Here is a 21,636-nt window from a genome sequence, read left to right as displayed (position 1 = left end):
ACAAGTAATTCATGGCTGCAATTAGCGTTACGAGAGGAAAGATGGGGATTACCCCCGATGAACCAGTCAATCCCGAAGCAGCAAGCGAAGAGTGGGTCCGTCGACTCCTAGCAGCTCTCGAACAGGGTAACGTGGATATGGTTGTATCCATGCTCGCCAAAGATGTCGTGTTGGTCTCAGATGGAGGAGGTAAAGCCATCGCCGCCGTCCATCCTATTGAATCGCGCGATCTCGTCGCCCGGTTCCTTCTCGGCTTAATTCGTAAGGCTCCTCATTACGAAGGAGGCGTGCATGTAGAAATGAGGGATATAAATGGCCAAACAGGACTTGTTATCCGTTCAGGAGAGGGCAACATAACTGTTGCGCTCATGCATGTCGAGAGAAATTCGATTCGCAACTTATATTTTGTTAGGAACCCAGATAAGCTGAGGCATTTAATGAAATGAAAAGAGGATTGAAAAAAATCGCCGTTAGAATCGTTATGGAGATAGGAAGGCGCAGCATTCTGGGGCTGTAGTAATTATCCGAGATGCCGAAAGACCAAGGCTATATAAGCGTAACAAAATAAATTCGTTAATAAAGAAATTTGTCTTTGTCTTCGCTATAGCTAGCATGCAAAACTTGCCCTTACTGCCATCGCGGTGAACCGTATCATAAGTAACGGCGAACTGGGTGGAAGCCGGTCGCAGAATGCAGTCGCTCAAGCGATAGGAGTTAACCTTATAAAGGGCTCCTCGGATGACACTTCCCGCTCGAACGTAAACATCACTCGTGCGGAACGGTCTGCGGTGATCGGTATTCGGCACAGAAAGCACAGACACGGCTCCAACTGGCTTCGCCGTTGACAACGATATTTCGGCATGGGCCAGGGGCGAAGTAATCCCAAAGATGTTTCTTGAGTACCTCTACGGTCTGCTGAGGTGAAGGTTCAACAGGTTCTGAATGGATTAAACATTGAAAAAGGAGTGTTGGTACGATTAACTAATAGCCGTATGCACCTGTAGTGAATTTGGTGTATTCTTATCTTTAGCGAGACTTCAGAATATTACGGATCCTACCAATCATGTTATTTACTTTTAACACAGATCTTAAATGATAAAAAGGAAGAGATTCAATGGGAAGAAAACAATCTTTTACTGAGACAGAGCTACTTGATACGACAAAAAAATTAGTGCTTGAGTATGGATACGACGGTTTTCATCTTAAGCTGCTTTCACAGCATCTATCCGGAGCCCGAAGTACTATTTATCAATATTACGCTAATAAAGAAGAGATCGTTGCTGCTTGTATGAAGCGTGTAATAGCAACAGTACTAGACAATGCATCAGCAATTGATGAGACTAATCCTATGGACGCTCTCGAGCAGTTACTTCTCATTTACGTAGAAGAATATAGGCTCCATCAACTATTGGGAGATGCCAGTAAAATAAATACGGCTAATTCTACTGCAGCAGCGAGGGATCTTGAGTTTATTGAGGAAGCACATAAGACTCTTAAAATACAATTGTCACGCTTGTTTGAACGCGCACAACAGGAAAAAAGCCTGCGACAAGATATCCCGCTTCCTGTGCTTATTGGTGTGTTCTTTAACTTAATTGATACCCCTAATATGCTCAATATCCCTATACCTGATTGGGGAAAGCTGTTGTTTCAAATGTGGATCGGAGGAGCCAAGAGCTAGCCTCAGTCTTGGATTTAATTTGACACAAGTGTCATTTATGTTGTTTAATTAATGTGGCGAGTGCGATGGTGTTATTAATTTGACACTAGTGTCAAAAAAGTATAGAGATAAGGAGTTGGAAAAGGGAATGTTTTTAGCTATGAAAGAATTGATGCATAGTAAAATGAGATTTTTAATGATCATCATTATTTTTGTACTAATTGCTTGGTTGGTATTTATCTTGTCAGGTTTGGGGAATGGATTATCTACGCTAGCTGCGTCAACATTCAAGACTATGAAGGCTGATTATGTCATTTTTGAAGAAGGGTCCCAGTCTTCAATGAGTAAGTCGCTGCTGTCTGATCAATTAATGACGGAAGTGGAGCTACTACCAAATGTGAGTGCTGCCGCACCTATGGGAAGTACGATGGCAACGGCGTTGAAGGAACAAAGCACCAAGAATGAAGATAAGTTGGATATTGCGGTTATAGGAATTAACCCAGGAAGCTTCTTGGAACCGGCTATCGTAGAAGGGGAAAGCCTATCTTCTGAGAACCCTACTGGTGTCGTAGTAAATTCGTCCATGAAGGATGAGGGCTATAACATTGGTGACACTTTTCAATTAGATGCCACGACGGAATCATTGACGATTATCGGATTTGTCGAGAATCAGACCTATAACCACGTTGCATCAGTATTCACTCCGATGGACGAGTGGCGGAAGATTACCTTCGCAGCTCCGGGTTCGGATAAAGGAGTTGCAGGTCCCGTTAATGCGATTATGGTACAAGGTAAGGATATCGATCCAGAAGTAATAAATAGCAAATTATTAGGTACGGATACAGTTACCCGAGCGGGAGCCGTTCAAGGAATGCCAGGATACAAAGAAGAGAACGGTACTATTTTAATGATGCTTGCATTTCTGCTCGCTATCTCCGCATTCGTGCTTGGGGTGTTCTTTTATGTAATTACGATGCAGAAGACCAACCAGTTCGGCATTATGAAAGCTATAGGTGCTAGTAACAGATTCTTGGGCAAAGCCATTGTATCGCAAGTGTTTGTGCTTTCGCTGACTAGTATAGTAGTTGGAATCTTACTGACTTATGGAACAGCTGTCATTATGCCGAAGGGTATGCCATTCAAGCTGGAAACTAGTCTTGTCGTCACGTATTCTGTTATTTTGCTAATTATCGCTATGTTAAGTTCGATGGTTTCTGTTCGCAAGATTACAAAGATTGATCCGCTCAAAGCGCTCGGGAGGGTTGAATAATGAGTAAGGGATTGCAATTGAGTGAACTCACAAAGTATTATGCCGAAGGAAGCAATCGGATCGCGGCACTCGATCATGTGTCAATATCAGTGGAGCCGGGCGAGTTTGTTGCTGTAGTTGGACCGTCGGGTTCCGGTAAAAGTACGTTTTTGTCTATTGCTGGAGCGCTACTTAAAGCTTCAGAAGGAGAGGTTAAGCTAAATGGACATAATATTTCTACACTTACTGCCAAAGAACTAGCGATTATAAGACTACAAGAAATCGGATTTATTATGCAATCATCGAATTTGGTGCCCTATCTAAATGTTCTTGATCAATTGCTAATAGTAAAAAGGATGTCGGGAAAGGTTAAAAGGGAGGATAAGGAATTCGCCACTAAGTTGCTGGAAGAGCTGGGTCTGGGCTCGAAGTTAAAAAGCCTTCCGGAAGAGCTATCAGGTGGTGAGAAGCAGCGGACAGCGATTGCTCGTGCTTTAATTAATAATCCCAACATCATCTTGGCGGATGAGCCGACTGCAAGTTTGGATACCAAACGCGCCCATGAAGTCGTCAGTCTAATTGCGCAAGAGGTGAAGTCACGCCGGAAAGCGGCGATTATGGTTACCCATGATGAGCGTATGCTTGAATATTGCGACAAGGTATACCGGATGGAAGATGGGAAATTGTCGTTGGCTGAATCGTCAAGATCAGGGGTGTACCCAAGTTTCGTTCATTAGATGTTACGGTGAACCGTATCATAAGTAGGGGCAAGTTTTTTGGTGGAGATCAGGGGATATTCTCCTATTGATACCAAACTGCCCATTTAAGTTAAGTACAGCATGCCGAAATAACGCAGCCAAATGGGCCGCGTTATTTCAATAAGCAGACATTTTGATAGAGGTAATGTTCAAAGCGCGGTCGGTCTAACCATAATTTCACTAACCAGGGTGTCATCAGGTTCATTAATGGCAAAAGCAATGGCTTTGGCAATACTGTAAGGAGAAATGCCTATACCTTTAACTTGACTGGCTATCGCCTGTACTTCGGGACTCGTTATGCTATCGAACAGTTCGGTTTTTGTCAGCCCTGGAACAATCAAGGTAGACCGTATGTGCGAAGTCGGGGACTCTTCCAGGCGCAGCCCTTCTGAAATGGCCCTCACGGCGAATTTAGTGGCCGAGTAGACGGCCGATGTCGGGGCCACATGATAACCGGCTGTAGAAGACAGGTTGATGATATGACCAGATTGCTGCTCCCGCATGGTGGGCAACACTGCTGCGATGCCATACAGAACACCTTTGATGTTCACATCGATCATTTGATCCCATTCTTCAACTCTCAGTTCATTCAGCTTGGAATTCGGCATAATGCCTGCATTGTTGATTAATACATCGATTCGGCCATACGTGTTCAAGGTAAATTTGGCCAAATTCTGCATTTCTTCGGCGGAAACGACATCCGCTTTTACAGAAAAGGTGTCACCACCACCCTGTTTTATTTCATCAACTATTGCATGCAGACGTTCTTCTCTTCTGGCAGCCAATACGACCTTCGCGCCGTTTTGGGCCAGCAACTTCGCAGTTGCTTCTCCTATGCCGCTGGAGGCTCCTGTTATAATGACCACTTTGTTTTGAATATTTTCCATGAGTTACTGCTCCTTTGCTTTAAAATGGAGGATACATAAATGAGAAAGATGAAATTAAACGAATGTACAATATAAATCACATGTTGATTATATGACGTCCGTTGATTAATATTATAAAGAGTAGCCCCGAATATTCAATGGTTAATCGATTCGTATTTGTTCGATATACAACAGTACTCTCGGAATTGTTGATGATCTTAAGGAGGTAACGAATGCAATGGAACATACCGTAAAAACCGACCGCCGCATTCTTCGATCAAAGCAGTCCATTACGAAGTCCTTTTTAGAGCTGTTCTCGGAAAAAGATTTTGAAGCAATTACGATTAACGATATCGCGGATCGCGCCAATGTTAACCGTGGTACCATTTATCTGCACTACATTGACAAATACGATCTCTTGGACAAATGCATTGAAGAGCGCATTAATGAATTAATTTCGCTGTGCAAGAGACGGGAAGTCGATGAAGTAAATCAAGAGCTCATACATGAGCCAAAACCGTTTTTTGATTATTTACGAGACCACTTCTCGTTCTTTTCTTCCATGTTCTCCAATCAAAGGGTTTTTGTATTCCGGGACCGGTTGCAGCAATTTATCTCCGTCAGTCTTATGGATAAAATGAATAAGCTGGGTAATAAGTCTGATGTCGAGAGTGAGCTAAATGCTCAATTCATGGCTTCTGCTTTTATTGGGATTGTGGAGTGGTGGATTCGTCATCAAATGCCGCATTCCACGGATTTTATGGCCGATCAGGTCAGAAAATTATTTGAAAAAAATCAGATTTATCCAAATATTATGAAGTCCATGAACTTAGATTAAAAACAGACCTTCAGAAGCCAGTGCTAAGGAAAGCGTCATTCCGAAGGTCTGCTGTTGTATTAGAAACTTATCCCTGACAAAATTGGCAATAACAAAAGGGGAAGCAACGATGTAATGAATACTGAGGTTATGATTTAATGAATGTTGTGTTATCAATAGACCTTCTGTTTAGATTGGACTTTACATTATTTAAGTTTGGTTCAATAATTGGCGGTATTTTCAATGGTCATTGGATTGTTCGTATCTTACTTTTACGGACCGTATGAAGAGAGAGCGAGGAAAAAAAGAAGCTCTAAAAAAAATCCGAGTATGCGTGTCTAAAAGAGAAGGCCATCCCACAAGGATGGCCTTAAAAACTTGCCGTTCCAGACAGCGCGGTGAACCGTATCATAAGTAGGGCGAAATTTTGTCTTAGTTGGCATTTGGGTATGGTTTGGGATCTAAGTACTCTATCAACTTTTTGATCATTGTCTGCACAGAGAATATCCAAATTTTACGATGAATAATAAGTGGAGGGTTAACCTAGCCCGCATATAAGAGCTGGGTTTTTGTGTATCTTGATGAAGAGATGATATAAGTGACAAGTGTAAATATTGGCACGGATATGATCTGTATATAGAAATGCTTACAGGGGCGTGGAACCTGTTTAAATAAAAAACGCGAATTATTAGATAAGGATAGAGATTGACTAAGAAAACAAACAATACAACATTCCCTTAACTTGGTATTGAAATGAACCATACGAGTATATTTTGCTAAGGTGAACAAAAAATTTGACAGACCCTGGTCGCCCTTACTTACCTGTTAATTTCTAGAACCAAAATCAATCCCAGAAATTAAATAAGGAATTGCTGATTTAATAAACTCTTCCGGCGATATCTTCTTACTATTTCTTCTCCATTCTACAGAAGCCCCGTAAATTCCCCAACTTAATATGACAGCATTAATTATTAGAGCGTCATCTTCTTCCGTTTTATTTTGTTTTAACAGCATTTTGTAAAAAATGAATTCGAGCTGTTCCCTGATAATACGAGCAATGGTATCTTCGTATCCCCTATGGCAGCGACTGGATAATGACTTTTGAAAATTGGTGATCGCTGTAAAGATACGAACAAAAGCTTCTTCATTTAGTTCATCATTCTCGTAAATATCATAATTCAAATTGACTAACAATACTTCTGATAATACCTTCTCTAGTAAGTCATAGATATCTTCAAAATGATAATAAAAAGTTGCCCGATTAATCATGGCTTCTGCCGTAATATCTTTTATCGTAATATCCTTAAATTCCTTTTTTCCTGAAAGTTCAATGAAAGAATCCATAATTAATTTGCGAGTACGTAGAACTCGCGGGTCCGTCTTTGATTGAGTCATTTTGGTACCACTCCTATTTTTTCAACAATTTCTTAAAAGTGTTGGTTAAACGACAAATCCACAGAACTATTGGTGTCGATGATTATCATTATGATTTAAAATTCAATTGTAAAGCAAATAATATAAATTTGCATCTTTGAGAAGTAAAGCGAAAATAAGACATTTTGTTAAAACAAATTTAGGAGGAATAAATATGATTAAAATCGGTATCATTACTGGGAGTACAAGAGATTCAAGAGTAAATATACAAGTGGCAGAATGAGTAAAATCCATCGCAGACAAAAGAACGGATACTGAATTCGAGTTGGTAGATATTAAAGACTACAACCTGCCAAGATTCAACGAGGCTGTGCCTGCTATTTTGACACAGGAATATAAAACGCCAGAAGCTCATCCTTGGTCAAAGAAAATTAGTGAACTTGATGGATTTATATTCATCACTCCTGATACGGATTTCGAAAATATGACAACCTTTAAACCGGCACCGTTTCATGAAGATACTGTTCAAACCATGTTAAATGAGGTTGTATCTTGGTCGACTGCATTGAAAACCATTAGAAACTAATAGTAAGAGATGATTTATAGCGAGGTCTCTTTCCTCGCTTATTCGATACAACATTTAAATAGGAATGAGGGAAATGAATTGAATAATAATAATCATATGATTTGTGACTTAGAAACAGGTGTCTGCGGGGCAGCTGAAGAGGAAGAAATGGAGATGATTAATTTTAATCAGCCAAACAAATCAATTAATCTTTATTATGTGACGGATCCTATTTGTTCTCATTGCTGGGCGATTGAACCAGTCTTGCGTCGTTTTGTAGAGCAGTATGGAGATTATTTTAATTTCCATACGGTTATGGGTGGTTTGCTGGAAAAATGGCATGACGGACCAATCGACCCTGCAAATGGAGTTTATAAACCAGCCGACGTTGCTGGTCATTGGAGAGAAGTTGGAGAATATTCAAGAATGCCCATTGATGGTACTTTAATGATTGATAATCCGGTTCAATCGTCCTACCCGCCCTCTCGTGTATTTAAGATAATTCAAAAAAATCATAATGATGCAATAGCATTTGAATATTTGCGGCGTGCAAGAGAAGCGCTTTTCGCATTTAATCAAAATATTTCAGATAAATCCGTTATGATTGAAATCGTAAATAAACTTGGTCTTGATGGAGAAGCAATTGTAAATGATGCTGGACAACTAATCGGACATCAATTATTAAATGAAGATTTTGATCTAACTAGAAGATTAGGTGCCAGAGGTTTTCCTACCATTATCATGATTAATGAGGAAAATAAAGGCGTAAAAATTGTTGGTGGTCGTCCATTCGAATACTATGTTGATGGATTAAAACAAGTTTTAAATCTGGAAAAACAACAACCAAAACAACAACCATCCCTTTCTAGCTTGCTTGAAAAAGAAAGACTTCTATTTTCCAAAGAAATTGAAGTGATGTACGATGTTGAACAATCAGATGTTAACTCTTTTATTGAAAAAGAGCTTTCACCAGAACATTATCAAGTAAAGGAAATTCTAGGAGAAATCTATTTTACAACTACTAAATAAACAAAGGAAATGACAATGGCATACGTATTCGCGGAACATGTAGAATGGCTCAATCCAAAGATTCAAGGATGGAGAAATTACTACTACACGAACTACAGTCAAAAAAAGCTAGCTACCTTAGATTGGTATATTCTGACAAACATCGGAAAGCCGTATGAGGGAAAACCTCACGTACGGTTTGATGAGGAGGGGCTGAAGTATTCAGCCCTTTACTCTAGCAGCCAGGGTAGAACACATGCACAAAAAGGGGCTGCCGCTGGTCTTGTAAATGACCGGGGCAGTCCCGCTTTGTTCTTCCTCAGTTTACTAATTTCGCTTGCTGAAGCAGTCTTAGAATGACGGTTGCAGCCACTGCACGGGTTGCCGATTGCCACGGCTCAAATCGTCCGTCAGGTGTTCCGGTAATCAGGCCGGCTTGAACCGCTTTAGCGATATCTTGCTTCGCCCAATCGGCAATTTCATCCGTATCCTTGAAGGACACTGATGCTCCTTCCGAATCTGCGAGCGGTGAGCCGGCAAGAATGCCGAACGGAGAGGAGACTGTAATTTGATCCGCTGTCCGTACTTTTTGGGCATCCAGAGTTGACGTAGCGGTAGTTCCTGTAACCTCTGCTTCAACAGTCAGATTGCGCTGCTTGACGTGGCCGGTTGGTTGGAAGGGACCGAACCAATGGAAGTGCTGCCGTTATTGCCGCCGCCGTTATTGCCGCCGCCGTTATTGCCGCCGCCGTTATTGCCGCCACCGTTATTGCCGCCACCGTTGTTGCCGCCACCGTTATTGCCGCCGCCGTTATTGCCGCCGCCGTTATTGCCGCCGCCGTTATTGCCGCCACCGTTATTGCCGCCGCCGTTATTGCTGCCGCCGTTGTTGTTGCCGCCGTTCAGCGGCTGCTGCAGATAAATATCGAAACGGTCAAACGCAGGTGTGTACTGTCGAGGTACAGCCGTGTAGGGAGTAAACCCTTGTGCTCCGGTTCCTCCATAAGGATTGGAACCGCCATTATACGTATTATTATTGGAGAAGCGAATGGTATTCGTTCCTGCCTTCAGTTCAATATCAAAGGTTTGTGTTGCGAACTGTTGCCATGAAATTGTGTTCTTGAAGAAGACAGTCTGCGGTCCACCGCCATTGACGCTGATCTGTGCATATCGTTCAACAACGTCATTGTTGTAGGCATGCGTCCCAGCGCTTTCGCCGTTGGCATAGGTGACAACCAGCTTATAGGCCCCTGCTTGGGATACAGTGATGTTCGGAAGCTCCAGATACCGCTCCACTCCGTCATATGAGGTAATGCCGTTCACATACTTGCCGCCCGAAGCGTACTTGGCGAAAGCATCCTCCCGAATGAGCGGCAGCTCGGAGCCAGCCGGATTTCCTACAACGGTTCCATCCTCAGCCTCAATGGAATATATGGCATTCTGGCTGACAAAAGCCGCATCCACGTAATCCAGACTCAGCGCCGCCTTCGAACGGACATCGACCAGGTTTATACCTTTGCGCAAGAAGGTAGGGACCTTGGCTTCCTGCCACTGCCCATTTGTATTCACAATAGGCAGGTCCACAAGCGCTTTGCGGTCATGGTCAATTCGCAGGCTGCCCTCGCTGGAGGATGCATAGCGGACCTTCAAATCGTACATGCCGTCTTGAAGCACACTGACAACAAAACGGGTATTGGCATCTTGGTTGGCTCTGTAGCCGGTTACATATCCTGCGCCCTCAAAGCCCGCCAGACTGCTCGCTCTCGACAGCCCTTGTGCAGGATCGTATTCGGCAAATTCGGCCTGTACCCGATAATTAGGGAGTAAACCCGGCTTGCCGCTATACGTGACTTCTATCGCATCAAGGGTGGATTCGCCTTGACCCTCTTCTCCTGTATCCGGGTTGTATTTGCTGATGCCGATAGAATGCGTCCCTTGCGTCAAATCGGCAAAGATCGTATTGCCGCCAAGCAGCTGCATGCTATAATCGGCACGCAGAACCACTTTCGTTGCCGGTTGATTGTCAATCTTGATGAACCACTCAGAATTGATGCGCTGATTCGCATTTCCGGTGTTGGATTGATTGCGCATGCTTGCTGTTGCACCGCTGCCGCCGATGAGATCCAGACGGTAATTACCATCCGCGGGAACCGTAACATTAGTCCATTTCACCAGACTGTCCGCTGCCTTGATTCCTTCGATGTACTGCCCGTTGGAAGCAGAGCGTCCAGTGCTCTTGCGCGGATAGTGATCGGTTGTGGTCACATTAGTCCGCACCTCCGCATTCTCAGCCTCGAAGCGTTGGAAGAATCGCTCTTGCGGAGCATTACTTACCGCCGGGGTAATAACTGCATAATAGGCAGAGGTGTAATCATTCAGCTTGACATTAAGGGTGACAGAGCCGTTCTTGACCGGATAATTGCGGTCAATGATTTGCGTCGGCTCAACGAGGAAGCCGCTCAGTCCTGTATATCCCGCATGCCATACCGTGATATGCACCTCTTCCGCTCCTGACAGGAATGAGGGGCTGTTCGCAGCGCCTGTCACGTGATTGAATACAATCTGACCATTGCCCTGTGTGCCTCCGAATGCGATACCGACTTGCTCCTTGTTATCCTGAATGGAGGTTAGCCCATACAAGCCGGGGCCGAATGCATCATTCTCATGTCTGGCATTAATGACATTGACCTTTGCCATGTCGCCGCCCATCAGGTCGGCATACCATTTGTAGAGCCACCACGCGCCGTTCGGCTCGTTCTGTCCTGCCAGCAGGGAACCGTAGGAGTTGGCCGTGTTCCAATACGGCAGCATACTGTTCATCTTCAGCTCATCATAGCGCGCAATATAATGTATAAGTGATCCACCTACGGCAATCTCTGAAGTTGCAGCATATTCATTGATATCCACCTTGATCGGGAAGGGAACGGTTCGATCCGGATACAGTTCTTTGTAGCGCTGCACGGACTTGGCTTCTACCGCCCGGTAGGTGGCAACATTCGAGGGTGCCTGGTTGAAGGCTTTGTCCCATAGCATATGCCAACTGATAATGTCGGGCAAGCAATCATTCTCAACGCAGAAGGCAATGAAATCCTCGAATACCCTTGCTCCATATTGGGTTAAATTCACTCCGGAAATAACCGCGCCGGGGTCAATTTCTTTAATTTTCTTCGTTACCGCCAGCCAGTCGGCGTTGAACGTCGCTCTTGAGTTCTTGCCCATCTGACTGTCTGACAGCAGTTGAGGATAGCGGGTGTTGTTCTGTTCAGGTTCATTGAATGGAATATAAATGAACTTGTTATCCGGGCTCTGACCCGGATTCGCCGCGGCCCATTGCTGCTTATATGCTTTGACTGCTGTTGTAATTGGGATGACGGCTTCGTTAATGTATTCCTCAGCTGTTCTGGAAGGGTAATACCAGTGCTGATAATAATCCTGCATGACGATATTAACGGCTTCACCGCCGGCCTCGAAGAAGTAATCCGAGACTCTCAGCGCATCGCCAGTCGGATGCTGGATACCGTTTGGCGGCTTCTGGGAAATGTGTGAGGGCTTGATCGGAATCAGAGTATTGATATCCGGTACGTTCGGCTCACTGATAGCATACAGAGCGCCGGAGGCACCATGGTATACAGGTCCAAGCGAGCGATCGGCCAGATCGACCGAGATTTTGGCTGGCTGGGCTGTATCCACTTCCTCATGCTTGGTCTCTGTATACAGTGTACTTACCTGACTTGCAGTTAGCTGGACATTGTAGATCCGCAAGTCGTCAAATTTCCCGCGGATATCTCCATCCGACGTATAGAGTGACCTGCCAAAAGCATTGAACTTCAAGGCATCCAGATAGTCGCGTGAGAAGAAATGCTGGAGTACAGAGGCCATGGTTGCGCCTTGAGAGCTTTTGCCCTGATCCAGGCCTTTAGCGCCAACCGGAACGCCGTTCATATATACATCGTAGGCCCCATCGCTTTTCATAGTAATGACGATTTGCTGCCACTTGCCTCTGGCGGGTTGGTTATTCCAGACGATATCGCCTTTATAGCTGGCAACTTGCTGGGGATTCGTGCCGGTATAAATCCGGTTGCTGAAGGTGCCTGCACCGGCAATGACAATAAACTCTGAATCCTGCCATCCGCTTACTCCGGCGGAGGTCAGCCCCTTTTCGGCAATCGTAGAGGACAGCAAGCGCGAATAAGCACCAGCCGATGGGTCGATATTTGCCCAAAAGGCAATGGACAGCTCATCCTTGATTCCACTGTAGATTTGCTCCGGCAGCTCCAGCCAGCCGCTGCCATTGGTACCGCCGGTCAGGGAGAGCACATCGCCGCGCTGGTCGTCGTATACAATCGCTGCTACTCCTTTGAGCGTGGCGCGTTCAGCACTGCCTTGAGGATAGACGCTGTTCACAACCGACACGCGGTCAACGATTTGATCCGGGTGGAAGCTCCATTTGAACAGCGGGGACGCCTCCGGGGGCGCTGCTTGCAATTCCATTTGCTCCGGAGCGGGGTCTGGGGTCGGATCGGACAACTGATTATTGGAAGCGTTTACCAATGTGTTCGGCAGGATAGTCAGGAGTACAAGCATGGATATCAATGAACGCTTAAGCTGTAGCCTCAATATAATCTCACCTCTTGTGTTTTTTTGGATACCACTGGTTATTATGGGACTCGATCCGTCGTGATTTCGCTTCCAGCTATCTCTGCATAGGCTCCGCAACCTCCCTTGTCATTGCCGTTACTCTTCACCGACCATGTTAAGATAATGAATAGCACTATAAAATCAAGCTTTTTTACTGTTTTTGTTCCTTTCTTTACGATCTGCCCCATGACGGATAGAGAGAAACATCCGATACTGGGGAAGCCAATTGCGAAATTCATCGACCAGAGACCCGTGCAGAGCAGCACAGGTAAAAAAGAGAGAAAAAAGAGTAAAAAAAAGACATGCCTGACCGGGTGGCGGGAAACCGCCCGAGGGTCTATCATTAAAGTATTCTACCATCTCTCGCACCGGGGGGATTCACTTGGTTCAGACCCGCCGTTTTGTAAGTTTGAAGAACAAAATGATGTTCTTTTTTCTGCTGGCCATTCTTATACCGGTCGTCATTATGTTTATCAACTCCTACATCTCATCCCAGCAGATGCTTGAGCGTAAATATACGGATCTGCTGTCCGATGTGACGAGGCAGTCAAACATTCGCATTGAAGAATTTCTGGAGGACGTGAAGCAGATTTCGCTCATCTCCAGCTATGGGATCAACAGCTACATTTCCGCTGTCTCGCAGGAGAATTATCCGGTACAAAACTATTTGCATGACAGCTCTGTCGCCAACGAGCTGCAAGCCACACAATTACTGATGAATTACATTACCATGAAGGATCGCGCCATCTCCATATACGTCTACAATATGAACAAAGGCAACGATCTCTATATCGCTCCGAACAAGCTTATCGACTATACCTATCATCCCAGGGATGAGAGTTGGTTCAAAGATTTCCTGCGTTCGGACGATATTACGCGTGATTTACCGACAAGGATGGATAGGCAGACCAAGGGAGACAGCAATTGGGCCATCTACAATCTGCGCAAAATATTCGATATGGAGAACGGCAGCCTGCTCGGCCTCATGGTCGTCAGTGTGGACATTGATTTCATCAACCGGCTGAATAAACGGATGCAGGCGGGAAGCCGCTCTTCATTTACTGTCGTGGATGATGGAAACCAAATTATTTTTAATAATAAGTACAGTCTCATTGGCAAGCCGTTTCAGTCGCTGTTTCCTATACGTGAACATGTGCTGGCCGCTGAGTCGGACCGGCAGATCGTCCGTGTATCAGGCAAAGACTACATTCTGATTCAAGCACCGTTTGAGGTGCATGACTGGAAGACCTATATGTATATGCCGGTTGAAGAACTCGCTGTAGAAGGTAACATCCTTAAGCGGAATTTGTGGACCATTGTAGTTGTGCTGCTCTTGTTCGCTCTGGTCAGCTCTCTGTATATGTCCAATCTCATCACCCGGCCGATTAAGCAACTGATCCGCAATATGACACTTGTTGAGCAGGGGAAGTTCGACAACCTGCCTGCCGTCAGGTCCAATGACGAGATTGGCGTGATGGCGGGCAGATTTGAGCAAATGTCGGCGGAATTGAAGCAGCTTGTTGAACGGATTTATGATGAGCAGGAGCAGAAGATTGAGGCCGAAATCCGGGCCTTGCAGGCGCAGATTAATCCCCATTTCATGTACAATACACTGAATTCGGTCAAATGGATTGCTACCATGCAGCATTCGGAGAAGATTGTGGAGATGACGGAGGCACTCATCTCTATGCTTCGCTACACCGCCAAAACGGACAACAGGCTTGTCCCTATCCGTGAGGAGCTGGAGCACATCGGTCATTACATCGTCATTCAAAAGGTTCGCTATTTCAACCGGATTGACTTCCACTGCGAAATTGAGGAATTACTGGAGGAACAGGAAATTCCCAAGCTGAGTATTCAGCCGCTGGTGGAGAATGCCATCTTTCATGGGATTGCGGATCAGGAGAACGGTCTTGTGTCCATCGAAGTCAGGCGTATCGGAAATTCCGATCTCGCCATTATGGTAAGGGACAATGGTGTTGGTATGAGCGAGGCAGCGGCAAGCCAACTAAAGAGCAGGCTTGGCGGTGCAGAAGGCGGCGGCATCGGCATTATCAATGTACACCAGCGTATTCGTCGCGTGTATGGCGAGCCTTACGGCGTATCGTTCGAGAGCAGTCCGGGGCAAGGCACGGTATTCATGATTCGGATTCCCATAAGGAACGGGGAGGAGGAATATGGGCATGTTAGGCGTTCTTATCGTTGATGATGAATTGCTGATGCGCATCGGTCTGAAGTCGATCATTCAGTGGGAAGAGGAGGGCTTCACGATTCTGGGTGAAGCGGCGAATGGGCGGGAGGCTCTGGAGCTGGCCGGAATACATCGGCCCGACCTGATAATTACAGATATCAAGATGCCAGTTATGGATGGCATTGAGCTGATTCGGGAGGCCCAACGGCTGGATATAGGTGGACAGTTTGTGATCCTAAGCTGCCTGGAGGAGTTTCAATATGCTCAGGAGGCAGTTCGGCTCGGGGCGACCGATTATCTGATTAAGAGCGACATGAAGCCAGCGCAGCTTAGCCATGTGCTTGAGATCGTCAAGAAGCGGGCGGTTGGCATTTCCCGCAGCAGATCCGAAGAAATGCCGCCAGGCTCCTACAAGGAGAGTATTGAACACTTGAAGGAAACGCTCTTCAAGGAGCTGATCAGCGGCTTCAGGGACGCCGGAGATGTGCTTGCCAGCCGCGAATCCCTGCGGATTCGCCTGACCGATGAGCCGATGGTACTGGTCAAGTTGCGAATTAATGATTTCGAGCAGCTCAGACGCAAGTATGTGGAGCAGGATGAGAAGCTGCTGCGCTATTCCGTCACCAATATCCTTGAAGAGATTCTTCCGCGCAAGCGTGCGAAGGAGATCATTGTCCTAAATTCCGCTGAATATGTGCTGCTGCTGGATCTGGGGCAGGAGGGGCGGATTGTCCACGGGGAAATTGAACAAGCGGTAGACAAGATTCAAGCGGCCATGAGAGATTTCCTGAAGCTGACCATGTCTATTGGTGTTAGCGGAACGGCGCCGGGCTTCGCCGGCCTGAAACGGGCATATCAGGAGGCGGATGAGGCGCTTGACGCATTATTCTTCAAAGGAGGGAGCGGTCTCTCCTTCTATGATCAGGCAAGGCATCGCAAAAGAGGCGGGGAGCGGCTGGTCATCGACAGGTCGGCGATGAGAAAGTTCAGGCAGGATACGGAGAGCGGGAGTGAGGGGGCGGCTGCGTATCTGAACGGATTGAAGGATACCATGCTGCTGGAAGGCTGTACGAAGCAGAATGCAAGGTCGATCTATATGAGGCTGCTTGCGGCGATTCTGTCGTGCTTCCCGGCGCTTCCCGAACCCAACGAAGCCGGAATTACGGTATATGAAAGCATTCTCCACGAAGAGAGTCTTGAGGGGCTTCACCAGGCTGTAACCGGTTATCTGGAGCAGTGCAGGGCGCAGATGTCGGAACGCGATTCTCCGCGAAGCTATGCAGAGCAAGCGAGCGATCTGATCATGCAGTTGTATGCGGAGGATATCTCTCTGCAAGGGATTGCCGACCGTATTAACGTGAATGCCTCCTATCTCAGCCGGGTATTCAAGCAGGAGACGGGGGAGAATTTCGTCAATTTCCTGACCCGGTTGCGTATGGAGAAGGCCAAGAGTATGCTAAGGGAAAAAAATATGAGGGTCTATGAGGTTGCAGAGCGCGTAGGATACCCGAATACCGCGTATTTCAGCAAGTTGTTTAAGAAGCTGTGCGGCATGACGCCTGAGGAATACCGGGGCTAGAATGGCCATTGTCAAAAAAAGAATAGATATGTAAAAGAAGTGCATCCGTTAGGGTGTGCTTTTTAGTTTGTCTTGCCGAAACGGTCAAAAAAGGGAAACGTTACGTAAAAATCAGCCATTTTGATGGCTGCGGCATTCGCCTAATATGGGAGATGCAGCAGATGCAGCATATCCTAATTGGAAGTTGGGGGTAATTTTAGTGAAAAGAAAAAATTTTGCAACCGTATTGTCGGTCGTCCTTACGGCATTTGCCTTGACGGCTTGCAGCAACAGCAACGGTAACGGCAACGACAGCATTGCAGCTTCGCCATCGGCAAAGGCAACGAATTCCGCGCCGGCAACCCAGGCGGCGAGCGGAGATAAAGTCGCGCTGACCTATGCGATTTGGGATTCCAATCAGGAGAAGGGACTTCGGACAATTGCCGATGAATTTGAAAGCAAGAATCCGGATATTAAGGTCAATATTGAGGTGACAGGCTGGTCGGATTATTGGACGATGCTGGAAGCGGGGGCTACCGGAGGCTCGCTGCCGGATGTGTTCTGGATGCACTCCAACGAGATATACCGCTATGGGAGCAACGGCATGCTGCTTGATCTCACGGATCGTATAAGCAACAGCGCTGACGTCAAGCTGGATAATTATCCTGAAGGCCTTAACCAAATCTATAATATGCAAGGTAAGCAATACGCAATTCCGAAGGATTTTGATACCATCGGGCTATGGTACAACAAGACGTTGTTTGATGCAGCAGGCGTTAATTACCCGGACGAGAACTGGACCTGGGATGATCTTCACAACGCCGCTAAGAAGCTGACGAAGGATGGGACATATGGCTTTCTAGCGCCGCTGCACAATCAGGAAGGATATTATAACTTTGTGTACCAGAACGGAGGCACTATCATTACAGCCGACAAAAAGTCAGGCTATGACGATCCCAAGACGATTGAAGCCCTTCAGTTCTATATCAACTTTGTGCGTGAAGGACTGTCGCCTGAGGTATACGGAGATGCCGAGCGCGCTGACCTGCTGAAGAACGGCAAGGTGGCGATGGGCTTGTTCGGCTCCTGGAACCTGAGCGGGTTCACGGAAAATGAGTATTTGGCTAAAAACTTCGATGTGGCCGTATTGCCTAAAAAGGTCAAACAGGCCTCCATCTATAACGGCCTCGGCAATGCAATTGATGCCAAGACCAAGCATCCGGAGGAAGCGTGGAAGTTCGTGGAATATCTTAGCTCCAAGGTGGGCCAGGAGCGTCAGGCAGAGCTGGGTGTTGCGATATCTGCGTATAAAGGTGCGGCTGACCTATGGATTAACTCGAACAAGACGTTTAACATCAAGGCGTTTGTTGATATGGTGAGCTATGGTGTCATTCGTCCGTATTCCAATACGACGGCTGTCTGGGAAGATAAGGCTTATGAAATGCTGAAGCCGGCATTCTCCGGCAAGGTTCCGGTTGAGGAAGCGGCTCGAAATGCAGCAGGTGTGATGAATGCGAGTCTAGCAGAAGAGAAATAAGCATCAGCATACTGCGGTAGCCTCACGGTTGCCGCAAGTTTGATAGGAGAGGTAGCAGATGAATCATATCGTTAAGCGAAAAATCGGGGCTAAAACCTGGAATGAATGGTCTTGGGGCTGGTTCCTGTGTGCGCCAACGATCATCGGACTGTTTGTTCTCAATTTCATTCCGATTATACAGACCGCCTACCTTAGCTTCTTCAAGAGCGGAGATTTCGGCAAAGGCAACATCTACATCGGATGGGAAAATTACCGTAAGCTGATACATGATCCGCAGGTATGGCATGCGGTGGGCAATACATTGCTCTACACATTGATGGTTGTACCTGCGAGTATTGCCATTGCAATGCTTGTTGCCGTGTTGCTGAATGGCAAGCTTACCGGGCGCTCGCTGTACCGAACCATCTATTTCATCCCGATGGTTGCCGCCCCTGCGGCTGTCACCATGGTATGGCGGTGGATGTATAACCAGCATTATGGCTTGATTAATTACGGGCTGTCCAAGCTGGGCTTTTCCGCTGTCAACTGGACGACGGACCCGCGTGTGGCACTCTTTTCCATCGCCATTATCGGTATTTGGAGTGTTATAGGCTACAATATGGTGCTGCTGCTCGCCGGTCTTCAGGAGATCCCGCGAGACTTCTACGAAGCCTCCGATATCGACGGAGCCAGCCGGGTGCGCCAATTTTTCGTGATTACCCTGCCGCTTGTATCGCCCACGCTGTTTTTTGTTGTGGTGACCACGATTATTCAATCCATGCAAGTATTTGACGTTATCTATATGATGATTGATGTGACCAACCCTGCCTATGACAGTACCGTATCGCTTGTGTATCTGTTCTATAATAATTCATTTAAGTACTCCAATAAGGGCTATGGCTCAGCAATTGTTATGGTGTTATTGGCGCTGATCATGATGGTTACGTTCTTCCAGATGAAAGCGCAAAAAAAATGGGTCAACTACATGTAGGAGGCGTCAGTATGACCAAGTATAAACGCATTAACCGTAGCTTAGCGCATCTGGTGCTGCTTCTGGGAGCCGCTGCGATGATTCTGCCGTTCGTCTGGATGGTGTTGACCTCGTTCAAATCAGTTACGGAGTCCACCTCGATGAATCCCTTCATATTTTTCCCCAAGACCTGGAGAGGGGAGAACTACTTGGAGGTGTGGCGTCAGAATAACTTCTTGATCTTGTACTGGAACACGTTTGCGATGATGGCCTTGCGCGTGCTATGCGCCGTACTGTTCAGCGCGATGGCTGCGTATGCCTTTGCCAGACTGAACTTCCCGGGACGAAATTTCTTCTTCAGTCTTGTATTGTTCCAGATGATGGTGCCGACGCAGATCTTCATCATCCCGCAATATTTGATGGTTGATGCAATGGGGATGCGCAATACCATTTTTGCGCTGTTATTCCCGGGGCTTGTGAGCGCCTTCGGCACCTTTTTGCTGCGACAATTCTTTATGGGGCTGCCCAAGGAGCTGGAGGAGGCTGCCAGAATTGACGGCTGCAATATCGGGCAGACGTTTGCAAGAATCATGCTGCCGCTTGTCCGCTCTGGTCTGGTAGCGCTAGGAATTTTCACGGCGCTCTTCTCCTTCAAGGATCTGATGTGGCCGATGATCGTCAACACAAGCTCCAGCGCTGCGACGCTCTCTTCGGCTCTGGCGAAGATCCAAAGCGCCTTTTCCGTGGATTACCCGGAGCTGATGGCGGCCTCCGTGCTGGCGATCTGGCCCATGCTGCTGATATACGTCCTGTTCCAAAGACAATTTATCGAGGGTATCGCCACCTCGGGGGGAAAGCTCTGATTGCCCGTTGACGGGAATAAGCTGCATCAGTCAGAATATAAGAGTGGTCCATATGATCCACATTATGGATGGGGAATAGCCTGAGGGAGGGGAAGCTTCATGATTACGAGGACACTCGCGATACGGTGCAGCGCTGTTCTGCTGCTGCTTGCGCTTGCTGGCTGTGATGGACAGGGCCGCACGGAAGCTTCTCTTCTTTCCGGCGAAGCACCTGGACAGCAAGAACAAATCACGCTGCGGTACTCCAGTTATCTGCTGGATACGGCACAGGCGGGCAAGGTGTATTTCGATGCTATTGCCGAATTTGAAAAGCTCCATCCCCATATTCAAATTGATGCAGACTTCATTCAGAACAATAACTATACGGCCGGAATCAAGATCAGGCTGCTTGGCGGTGAGCGAATGGATGTGTTCGATACCTGGTCGCCCAGCTTGTTCGAGGAATTCCGTGCCTTACGGAGCGATATGTACCTGGACTTGACGGGCGCTGCCTTTCTCAAGGAATTCTATCCGAACTCACTGCTGCCGGTTACGGTCGGGGGCCGGGTGTACGGTGCGCCCGAGGTGATGCACAGCGACGGACTGCTCTACAACAAAACATTGTTCGACCTCCTGGGATTGGAGGTTCCCCGGACCTGGGAGGAATTCCTTGCACTCTGCCAGAAGCTGAAGCAGGCGGGTATCATACCGGTAGCGATGGATGCGGAGTGGTCCACAGCCCAGTTCTTCTGGGGGGCGATCATGTCGGATAACGGGGCGGATGCCACCTGGACGAAGAAGCTGGAGAGCGGGGAGATTGGGATTCATGATCCGGTATTCGTCGATGCTATCCAAAAGCACCGGGAAATTATTGACCGGGGATTTGTGCCGCCGAACTGGAAGAATCTGAAGCATGAGCAGGCGAAGGATTTGGTCGGCACCGGCCAGGCGGCAATGATTATTACCGGCACCTGGGACATCCCGAGCATCAAGGAGCGGAATGCCACGCAGGATATAAGGTTTATGATGGTGCCGGGCAGCTTGAAGACCGTACCCAATATCAATGTCGGCACGTATCGGGTTATCAGCTCCAGAACAGCACATCCGGAGGAGGCCAAGCAGTTCGTGGCATTTATGAACGGCAGGACCACACAGGAAAAGCTGGCAGCGGGCGCATTGGCTGTACCTTCCGTGATATCAGCGCCAACGGATCGCAGCGATTCTGTATCCTCCATCGCAGCGGCGGTAACGCGAGAGGACGCAACGCTCTATTGGCCGCACACCGTATCTACCGAATCGCTTCAGGTGAAGATTCAAGAGGGCGTTAATCAATATCTGGCTGGCCAGCCGCTTGAGGCCGCCTTGGCCAATATCCAGCAGGCAATCGACGAGGCCGCAGCCAAGCGGCGAAAATCCATCCAACATAAAGCAGGATGAAGGCGGAGTCCCGAACCACGGGATTCCGCCTATTCACGTTATTGGAGGAAATCAAGAGCATACCCTAGATTAGGACAGCCAATGCGCCTTTATAGCCTTCTCTTTCTTTGTAAGAAGGCTGAATTATGATCTCCTTGAAATGGAAAGGTATCGGTTTTATTTTTTTCAACTTTTATTTTGAGATTTA

The 21,636-nt window shown here is 46.9% G+C and carries 17 protein-coding genes and 1 pseudogene; 14 read left to right on the top strand and 4 right to left on the bottom strand.

What is annotated here, in order from left to right; translation table 11 throughout:
* Positions 1-41 precede the first annotated feature (41 nt).
* The 4 genes from ACAN56_RS10330 (at position 42) to ACAN56_RS10315 (ending at position 3,646) form a co-directional block, all read left to right on the top strand.
* Positions 42-446 (top strand): sigma-70 family RNA polymerase sigma factor family protein, encoded by a 405-nt coding sequence (locus ACAN56_RS10330; RefSeq protein ID WP_379142542.1) that lies wholly within the window; start codon positions 42-44, stop codon positions 444-446.
* 668 nt (positions 447-1,114) lie between these two features.
* Positions 1,115-1,681 (top strand): TetR/AcrR family transcriptional regulator, encoded by a 567-nt coding sequence (locus ACAN56_RS10325; protein ID WP_038598161.1) that lies wholly within the window; start codon positions 1,115-1,117, stop codon positions 1,679-1,681.
* A gap of 127 nt (positions 1,682-1,808) precedes the next feature.
* Positions 1,809-2,930 carry an ABC transporter permease gene (locus ACAN56_RS10320; protein ID WP_379142539.1) on the top strand — a complete coding sequence of 374 codons (1,122 nt, stop codon included), beginning with the start codon at positions 1,809-1,811 and terminating at the stop codon, positions 2,928-2,930.
* On the top strand, positions 2,930-3,646 hold the full coding sequence (locus ACAN56_RS10315; protein ID WP_379142536.1) for an ABC transporter ATP-binding protein: 717 nt from the start codon (positions 2,930-2,932) through the stop codon (positions 3,644-3,646). Before ACAN56_RS10320 ends, ACAN56_RS10315 begins: the two co-directional genes overlap by 1 nt.
* Before the next feature lie 170 nt (positions 3,647-3,816).
* Here ACAN56_RS10315 and ACAN56_RS10310 read toward each other — a convergent pair whose 3' ends face one another.
* The gene (locus ACAN56_RS10310; protein WP_379142533.1) at positions 3,817-4,554 is read right to left on the bottom strand and encodes an SDR family oxidoreductase; all 738 of its coding nucleotides are present in this window, start codon (positions 4,552-4,554) and stop codon (positions 3,817-3,819) included.
* Between the two features lie 217 nt (positions 4,555-4,771).
* On the opposite strand from ACAN56_RS10310, the gene ACAN56_RS10305 reads away from it, so the two are divergent.
* Positions 4,772-5,371: a TetR/AcrR family transcriptional regulator gene (locus tag ACAN56_RS10305; protein WP_379142530.1), complete on the top strand. Its 600-nt coding sequence runs from the start codon at positions 4,772-4,774 to the stop codon at positions 5,369-5,371.
* A gap of 804 nt (positions 5,372-6,175) precedes the next feature.
* On the opposite strand, the gene ACAN56_RS10300 is transcribed toward ACAN56_RS10305, so the two are convergent.
* On the bottom strand, positions 6,176-6,745 hold the full coding sequence (locus ACAN56_RS10300; protein WP_379142528.1) for a TetR/AcrR family transcriptional regulator: 570 nt from the start codon (positions 6,743-6,745) through the stop codon (positions 6,176-6,178).
* A gap of 193 nt (positions 6,746-6,938) precedes the next feature.
* Here ACAN56_RS10300 and ACAN56_RS10295 point away from each other — a divergent pair.
* From ACAN56_RS10295 to ACAN56_RS10285, 3 genes and pseudogenes are all read left to right on the top strand, one after another.
* Positions 6,939-7,310: pseudogene (locus ACAN56_RS10295) on the top strand (NADPH-dependent FMN reductase).
* A gap of 96 nt (positions 7,311-7,406) precedes the next feature.
* Positions 7,407-8,318, top strand: a complete 912-nt coding sequence (locus ACAN56_RS10290; RefSeq protein ID WP_379142660.1) for a DsbA family protein — start codon at positions 7,407-7,409, stop codon at positions 8,316-8,318.
* Positions 8,319-8,327: 9 nt separating this feature from the next.
* On the top strand, positions 8,328-8,657 hold the full coding sequence (locus tag ACAN56_RS10285; protein ID WP_379142525.1) for a group II intron maturase-specific domain-containing protein: 330 nt from the start codon (positions 8,328-8,330) through the stop codon (positions 8,655-8,657).
* Here ACAN56_RS10285 and ACAN56_RS10280 read toward each other — a convergent pair.
* Together ACAN56_RS10280 and ACAN56_RS10275 are read right to left on the bottom strand one after the other, a co-directional pair.
* Positions 8,617-8,799 carry an S-layer homology domain-containing protein gene (locus tag ACAN56_RS10280; protein WP_379142523.1) on the bottom strand — a complete coding sequence of 61 codons (183 nt, stop codon included), beginning with the start codon at positions 8,797-8,799 and terminating at the stop codon, positions 8,617-8,619. The genes ACAN56_RS10285 and ACAN56_RS10280 overlap by 41 nt on opposite strands.
* Positions 8,800-8,939: 140 nt before the next feature.
* Positions 8,940-12,914 carry a hypothetical protein gene (locus ACAN56_RS10275; protein ID WP_379142521.1) on the bottom strand — a complete coding sequence of 1,325 codons (3,975 nt, stop codon included), beginning with the start codon at positions 12,912-12,914 and terminating at the stop codon, positions 8,940-8,942.
* Positions 12,915-13,317: 403 nt separating this feature from the next.
* Here ACAN56_RS10275 and ACAN56_RS10270 point away from each other — a divergent pair, with 403 nt between their 5' ends.
* From ACAN56_RS10270 to ACAN56_RS10245, 6 genes are all read left to right on the top strand, one after another.
* On the top strand, positions 13,318-15,141 hold the full coding sequence (locus tag ACAN56_RS10270) for a sensor histidine kinase (protein WP_379142518.1): 1,824 nt from the start codon (positions 13,318-13,320) through the stop codon (positions 15,139-15,141).
* A complete protein-coding gene (locus tag ACAN56_RS10265) occupies positions 15,119-16,705 on the top strand; it encodes a helix-turn-helix domain-containing protein (protein ID WP_379142515.1) in 1,587 nt (528 codons plus the stop codon). The genes ACAN56_RS10270 and ACAN56_RS10265 overlap by 23 nt, the downstream gene beginning before the upstream one ends.
* Before the next feature lie 199 nt (positions 16,706-16,904).
* A complete protein-coding gene (locus ACAN56_RS10260; protein WP_379142513.1) occupies positions 16,905-18,221 on the top strand; it encodes an ABC transporter substrate-binding protein in 1,317 nt (438 codons plus the stop codon).
* A 58-nt stretch (positions 18,222-18,279) separates the two neighbouring features.
* Positions 18,280-19,191 carry a carbohydrate ABC transporter permease gene (locus ACAN56_RS10255; RefSeq protein ID WP_379142511.1) on the top strand — a complete coding sequence of 304 codons (912 nt, stop codon included), beginning with the start codon at positions 18,280-18,282 and terminating at the stop codon, positions 19,189-19,191.
* A gap of 11 nt (positions 19,192-19,202) precedes the next feature.
* Positions 19,203-20,033 carry a carbohydrate ABC transporter permease gene (locus ACAN56_RS10250; RefSeq protein ID WP_379142509.1) on the top strand — a complete coding sequence of 277 codons (831 nt, stop codon included), beginning with the start codon at positions 19,203-19,205 and terminating at the stop codon, positions 20,031-20,033.
* 99 nt (positions 20,034-20,132) lie between these two features.
* Positions 20,133-21,449, top strand: a complete 1,317-nt coding sequence (locus tag ACAN56_RS10245; protein ID WP_379142507.1) for an ABC transporter substrate-binding protein — start codon at positions 20,133-20,135, stop codon at positions 21,447-21,449.
* Positions 21,450-21,636: the final 187 nt, after the last annotated feature.

It is taken from the genome of Paenibacillus paludis, assembly GCF_042610515.1.
In the GTDB taxonomy this organism is placed as follows: domain Bacteria; phylum Bacillota; class Bacilli; order Paenibacillales; family Paenibacillaceae; genus Paenibacillus_AQ.
The sequence above is the reverse complement of the archived record's forward strand: the minus strand, read 5'-3'. Positions and strand labels throughout refer to the sequence as shown.